This is a genomic window from Vibrio sp. vnigr-6D03 (genome assembly GCF_002835515.1).
In the GTDB taxonomy this organism is placed as follows: Bacteria; Pseudomonadota; Gammaproteobacteria; order Enterobacterales; family Vibrionaceae; genus Vibrio; species Vibrio penaeicida.
Map to the genome: position 1 here is coordinate 1 of NZ_PIZL01000034.1, position 5289 is coordinate 5289.

The 5289-nt window shown below is 40.9% G+C and carries 4 protein-coding genes; 1 reads left to right on the top strand and 3 read right to left on the bottom strand.

Annotated features, from left to right (window positions below):
• Positions 1 to 163 precede the first annotated feature (163 nt).
• The 3 genes from CW749_RS22940 to CW749_RS22960 all read right to left on the bottom strand — a co-directional run bounded on the left by CW749_RS22940 (position 164) and on the right by CW749_RS22960 (position 2267).
• The gene (locus tag CW749_RS22940; RefSeq protein ID WP_045967324.1) at positions 164 to 514 is read right to left on the bottom strand and encodes a hypothetical protein; all 351 of its coding nucleotides are present in this window, start codon (positions 512 to 514) and stop codon (positions 164 to 166) included.
• A 160-nt stretch (positions 515 to 674) separates the two neighbouring features.
• Complete coding sequence (locus tag CW749_RS22950; protein ID WP_101114728.1) at positions 675 to 1082, bottom strand: hypothetical protein; 408 nt, start codon at positions 1080 to 1082, stop codon at positions 675 to 677.
• 555 nt (positions 1083 to 1637) lie between these two features.
• Positions 1638 to 2267 carry a GIY-YIG nuclease family protein gene (locus CW749_RS22960; protein ID WP_101114730.1) on the bottom strand — a complete coding sequence of 210 codons (630 nt, stop codon included), beginning with the start codon at positions 2265 to 2267 and terminating at the stop codon, positions 1638 to 1640.
• 733 nt (positions 2268 to 3000) lie between these two features.
• Between CW749_RS22960 and CW749_RS22975 the strand changes: the two genes are divergently transcribed.
• Positions 3001 to 3396, top strand: a complete 396-nt coding sequence (locus tag CW749_RS22975; RefSeq protein ID WP_101114732.1) for a hypothetical protein — start codon at positions 3001 to 3003, stop codon at positions 3394 to 3396.
• Positions 3397 to 5289 lie beyond the last annotated feature (1893 nt).

A 5289-nucleotide genomic window follows, 5' to 3' on the forward strand; every position in this document is an offset into this window, starting at 1 on the left:
TCCGAATTCCTTACAACCCTTGAATTTTCAAAGCGCTATAACGCCAGCTTAAACCGCAGACAACGCACAAAACAAGCCACTGCACTGCGCCTTAAACACTAAATTCACAGCAAACCAAAAATGCCACGCGTTGTTTGTCGGTTTGAAGCTTTTGTTATATTAATTACTCAAATCTGATTGCATCTATTTGACAAAGCTTTGTGCCAGAACCCTTCCAAAGCCTATCGGAATAGATTTGAAACCTAACCTGCTGCTTTGTTGTATATGCTGTAAGTAAAAAAGACCCGATCATGTTATACCCAGGGGCAGAAGGAGAAAGCCAAACTCCATCCTCACAACCTGCTATACCTGTTTTCATCCAAACAGCAATATCTGCACCATCACGACCAGCTACTGCTCCGTAGTCATCATAAGCAAATAACCTCGTAATTGTTCCCTTGTCTGTTGTTTTAATAGAACTAAATGCAGAAAAGCTTAGTATTATTGTAAACAGCCCGATTATAACTCTGCTCATTTATTGAAAGCCTCAAAAGTCAAAAAATAATATAACGCCCTGTTAAGGTGTGAGCAACGCAATACCGAAGCTTCCGCATACCACCTTAAACACTAAACGCAACGCATAGCAAAAATGCCAAGCGTTGCGAATCACTCTTAAACAGATTGTTATATGCAAATTAGTTAGTTACTTTTGCCCAACCAACTACTTCCTTATTCATCAGCTCACTAACTGAACCTTTCCACTCTTTATATTCACCACTTTCAGTTAAGAACTGACCAAAGCATTGAGTGGAACCATTTTCTGTTTGTAATCGAGACTGATGAACCGATACTATTTTACCTTTAACTTTTTTACCATTATCAATCCAAAACTGAAAGCCGGATACTTGCTCCGCACAACTTGGACCATAGTGAGCGTATTGCTGGTACACCGACTTACCCGCGAAGAAAGAGGCGAGCAGCACACCAATTACTACAAGTTTGATTACTATCGTTAATGATGTGTTTACCTGATTTAGATTTAAGCCTCTACCTTTAGCTTTTGACTCACTTACATCACTTGTTTGTTCTTTTAGCTCTTCCATCTAAGGGACCCTGTTAGTTTAAAAAGAACCATTATACAAAACACAGTACCGTGGCGACATTAATATTTGTGCGATTGCATATAACGCCCAGTTAAGTAGCCAAAAACGCACAAATACTGTTTCTGTAAACTACCCTAAACACAAAACTCACCGCAAACTAAAAATGCCACGCGTTTTTGGTCTGCTTGAACTGTTTGTTGTAGCGATACAAACAAAAAACTCGCTTGNNTCAGTCGAGAATTTAGGAAAACGCGCCAAGAGCAAAGCTTCAATATTCAGCGAACCGAATTGATTTTTAAAGCTTGCAGCAACTTAGTTTGCGATGGCTTTTCCACCTTGGATTTGGTTGAGAAATCAATCTCAAAAACACTGAAGCCAGCAATTTTCGAGAGCCTTAAAACCCTTGAGTTATCAAAGCGCTATAACGCCCAATTAAGGGGTGAACAACGCCTCCAACCAAACCTAACGCATTGTGCCATAAACACTAAATTTGAAGTAGAAGAAAAAATGCCGAGCGTTGTGAATCCCTCTTAAATTGCTTGTTATACGAAATTTTCAGATGAATTCGTCTTGCCAAAAGTCTGTCACACCACTGATATTTTGCACATGAACTTGACCAAATTTGAAATCAGGCTCTACTTTTTTACTTTGATAATTCAGTTCTGGTTGGTTCCAATATATTAAGTTTGCTTCAAAAGAAGATAGTAGTTCATCAGCAAAGTCATACGGCTGAACAAGCTCTATAGGCAAGTGTGTACTTCCTTTAATAAAAATGACACTACACTGATACAGTCGTTTAGTAAGCCCATTATATTTAGGGTGGTGCAAGAGAGAAATAGCTTTGTGACCAGACTTGAAACGGTTTACTGATGATGATGTTTTACCGATATATACTAACTTTTCATCGGTTTCATCCCCTACTGTAATTAAGTAAATAGGATAACAAGCTAAGGGCGCTTCACTAATTTGTTCTTCATTTAAGAAATCAATATTTTCCTGCCATGAAGCTTTCAAATGTTGTGGATTCAATTGGACTGATTCATGAAGCTCATTCGCTCTCTGAATTGCCAAGAAACAACCTATTTCTTCATCAGGTTGCAACAAGTGAAGATTTTTTAAACCACGCTTAAGGTACTCCCTACTAGGAACATTCCAAAGAGGTCTAAATGTATGATCTATTGGCAACTTTATTTCCTCGCATTATTTCGTATAACACCCGCTTAAGTGGCTGCCAATACAATACAACGGCTACCGCATTGCGCCTTCAACACAATTTTCACTGCAAACCTAAAGTGCCACGCGTTGGCAGTCCGCTTGAAACGTTTGTTGTAGAGCAACAAGTAACAAACTGACTTGGCAATGAAGCACTTAGCTTGCATTCAATGAGCAGCATCTTAGCCAACAAAACCTTCTGCAGCCAGACCACTGAACTTAAAACACCAACTCTGTCGAGAATTTAGGAAAACGAACCGATAGCCAAGCTACGAAATTTAGTGAACCCAACTAGCTTTGAAAGCTTGCAACGAGCTGGTTTGCTGAGAATTTTCCACCTTGAATTTGGTTGAGGAAGCAAACTCAAAAAACCCTGGAGCCAGCAATTTTCGAGAGCCTTACAACCCTTGAATTATCAAAGCGCTATAACACCCGCTTAAGTGGCTGCCAACGCAATACAACGGCTACCGCATTGCGCCTTAAACACAATTATTACTGCAAACCTAAAGTGCCACGCGTTGGCAGTCCGCTTGAAGCGTTTGTTGTGGCGCAACGAATAAACAAACTCACTTGGCAGCGAAGCATCTGATCTGCATTTAATGAGAGACATCTTAGCCAACAAAATCTTCTGCAACCAGACCACAATACCCAAAACACCGATTCAGTCGAGAATTTAGAGGAGCAAACAGAAAATCAAGCTTCCAATTTGGCTAACCTAATTGGTTTTGAAAGCAACAGCAACTTGGCTTGCGCCAATTTCACCACATTGATGCTGGTTGAGGAATCGAACTTTCCAGCACTGAAGCCTACAATTTTCGAGAACCTTACAACCTTTGAATTATCAAAGCGCTATAACGCCCAGTTAAGTAGCCAAAAACGTACAAATGCCGCTTCTGCAAGCTACCGTAAACACAAAACTCACCGCAAGCTAAAAATGCCACGCGTTTTTGGTCTGATTGAACTATTTGTTGTAGCGATACAAGCAGAAAACTCGCTTGGCAATGAAGCACTTAGCTTACATTCAACGAACTGCACCTTAGCCAACAAAATCCCCTGCAACCAGACCACAAAACCCAAAACACCGATTCAGTCGAGAATTTAGAAGAGCAAACCGAAAATCAAGCTTCAAAATTTGATGAATTGGGAGACTTTGGGGAAACCTACAACAGCTTGGTTTGTGAGGATATTCCACCTTGATTCAGGTTAAGGAATCGAACTCAAAAACACGAAAGCCAGCAACTTTCGATAACCTTACAAACCTAGAGTTACCAAAGCGCTATAACGCCCGCTTAAGCCGCTGCCAACGTAACACAACGGCTACCGCATTGCGCCTTAAACACAATTACTAATGCAAACTAAAAATGCCACGCGTTGGCGGTCGGCTTGAAGCGTTTGTTATAGCGATACCAACAAACAGACTTAACTTGGCAATGAAGCACTTAGCTTGCATTCAATGAACTGCATCTTAGCCAACAAAACCTTCTGCAACCAGTCCACAAAACCCAAAACACCGAATCAGTCGAGAATTTAGGGGAACGAGCCGAGAGCAAAGCTTCAAAATCTGATGAAGCTGAGCAATTTTGAAACCTACAGCGACTTGGTTTACGAGAATTTTCCACCTTGGTAATGGTTGAAGAATCGAACCCAAAAACACTGAAGCCAGCAACTTTCGAATTCCTTACAAACCTTGAATTATCAAAGCGCTATAACACCCGCTTAAGTGGCTGCCAATGCAATACAACGGCTACCGCATTGCGCCTTAAACACAATTATTACTGCAAACCAAAAATGCCACGCGTTGGCAGTCCGCTTGAAGCGTTTGTTGTAGAGCAACAAGTAACAAACTGACTTGGCAATGAAGCACTTAGGATGCATTCAGTGAAAAACATCTTAGCCAAAGTATACTTCTGCAACCAGACCACAAAACCCAAAACACCGATTCAGTCGAGAATTTAGGAAAGCTAGCCGGAAACCAAACTTCAAAATCTGATGAAGCTAAATAGTTTTGAAACCTACAACGACTTGGCTTGCGAGAATTTTCCACCTTGGATTTGGTTGAGGAATCGAACTCAAAAAGACTGAAGCCAGCAACTTTCGAATTCCTTACAACCCTTGAATTATCAAAGCGCTATAACACCCGCTTAAGTGGCTGCCAATGTAATACAACGGCTACCGCATTGCGCCTTAGACACAATTATTACTGCAAACCAAAAATGCCACGCGTTGGCAGTCCGCTTGAAGCGTTTGTTGTAGAGCGACAAGTAACAAACTGACTTGGCAATGAAGCACTTAGGATGCATTCAATGAACAGCATCTTAACCAACAAAACCTTCTGCAACCAGACCACAGAACCCAAAACACCGATTCAGTCGAGAATTTAGGAAAGCTAGCCGGAAACCGAACTTCAAATTCTGATGAAGCTGAATAGTTTTGAAACCTACAACGACTTGGCTTACGGGAATTTTCCACCTTGGATATGGTTGAGGAATCGAACTCAGAAATACTGAAGCCAGCAACATTCGAGAACCTGACAACCCTTGAATTATCAAAGCGCTATAACGCCCAGTTAAGTAGCCAAAAACGTACAAATGCTGTTTCTGCAAACTACCCTAACCACTAAACCCAACGCAAACTAAAAATGCTACGCGTTTTTGGTCTGCTTGAACTGTTTGTTAGAGCGATAAAACAAAAAACTCGCTTGGCAATGAATCACTTAGCTTGCATTCAATGGACACTATCTTATCCAACAAAACCTTCTGCAACCAGACCACAGAACCCAAAACACCGGATTAGTCGAAAATTTGGAGGAGCTAATCGAAAACAAAGCTTCAGAATTTGATGAATCGAGATAATTTGAAAGAACTACAATTGCTTGGTTTGCGACGACTTATCCACCTTGATTCAGGCTAAGGAATCGAACTCAAAAACACTGAAGCCAGCAACATTCGAGAACCTTACAACCCCTGAATTTTCAAAGCGCTATAACGCCCAGTTA